Annotated in this window: 1 protein-coding gene; it reads left to right on the forward strand. The window is 39.7% G+C overall.

The annotated features are described in order from the left end of the window. Positions 1-90: 90 nt before the first annotated feature. Positions 91-1335: an ISL3 family transposase gene (locus BQ6100_RS20635; RefSeq protein ID WP_075979894.1), complete on the forward strand. Its 1245-nt coding sequence runs from the start codon at positions 91-93 to the stop codon at positions 1333-1335. Positions 1336-1498: the final 163 nt, after the last annotated feature.

Here is a 1498-nt window from a genome sequence, read left to right on the forward strand (position 1 = left end):
GCTTCCTCGCTAAACAGTATTGGTTTAAAGATTCCTAGACCTGACCATAATGGATAATAGTTTGAAATATTATTATCTGGGGTGGTCCAAATGGAAGATTTTAATCAAGAATATAGTGTGTTTCAAAAGGCTTTAAATATTGAAGATCCTTGGTATGTTGTTGATTATGAATTGAATTCAAAGGAACTTATTCTCGATATTTATTTAGATTTTAAACGTGGTGCAGAATTTGTCTGTTCTCACTGTGGCCATCCACATGCCAAAGTCCACGATATTTTAGATGATGACCGTACATGGAGGCACTTGGATTTCTGGCAATATCAGACTATCCTTCACGCAAGACTTCCTAGAACGAAGTGTGACCTTTGTAAAAAAATCCGTACCGTACATGTAGAGTGGTCTCGTCCTGGTGCTGGTTTTACATGGTTCTTTGAATCTGAAGTTATGCAACTTATGAAAGAAATGCCAGTGGCAGCTGTAGCTCGAAAAGTAGGCGAGCATGACACCCGGTTATGGCGTGTCTTTCATTATTATGTTGATAAAGCTATGAAAGAATTGGATATAACTAACGTAAAACGTATTGCCATTGACGAAACATCCAGCCGGCGCGGTCATGAATACGTTACCTTGTTTGTGGATGTTGATACCAAACGTGTTTTATTTGCCACGGAAGGAAAAGATGCCAATGTTCTAAAGGTGTTCTCGACCTTTTTGAAAGATAATGGGATTGACCCGGAAAACATTGAAGAAGTCTGTAGTGACATGTCTCCAGCCTTTAAAAAAGGCGTTGAAACAGAGTTTCCTAAGGCCCATATAACCTTCGATAAATTTCATGTGATGAAACTAGTCAATGAGGCTCTGGACCAAGTAAGACGAACGGAACAAAGTGGAGAACCAGGCCTGAAAACGACTCGATATTTATGGCTAAAGAATCAGCAAAACCTAAATCAGGAGCAACAAGAAAAAGTTTTAAAACTAAAAGACACTAACTTAAAAACAGCTAGAGCTTACCGGATGAAACTTTCCCTTCAAGACCTATGGACCAAGTCCAAGCTATTTGCGCCATTTTATTTTCAGGAATGGTATAACTGGGCAATTCGATCTCAATTAGAACCTATGGTAAAAGTAGCACAGACACTAAAAAGACATGAGCCGGGTATTTTGAGATGGTTCGTTTCTAAAATGACTAATGGCCTACTTGAAGGTATTAACAGTCTGGTTCAAGCTGCAAAGCGCAAAGCAAGAGGATATAGGACAACCAAAAACTTTATTGCGATGATCTACGCAACAGCTAATAAGCTAATGATTCGGGTAGAACCACATAAGCAAGGGTAGGTCCTTCTCAACTTACAGACCAAGCTCCATTTTACCGGAGGGCTGTCAAGTGCTTTCCTTGACTGCCATCCGGTAAAATGGAAAACTATTAGAGTTGAGAAGGAGCTTATCCTCTGACTCTAGGGATGTTTTCTTCTTTACCAACACTAAATGGCGAAGAGCC

It is taken from the genome of Bacillus massilinigeriensis, from assembly GCF_900117315.1.
In the GTDB taxonomy this organism is placed as follows: Bacteria; Bacillota; Bacilli; order Bacillales; family Cytobacillaceae; genus Bacillus_BE; species Bacillus_BE massilionigeriensis.

What these genes read in the sequence shown, in the direction of transcription:
- BQ6100_RS20635 (WP_075979894.1), top strand. Translation starts at nt 91, where the DNA reads ATGGAAGATTTTAATCAAGAATATAGTGTGTTTCAAAAGGCTTTAAAT.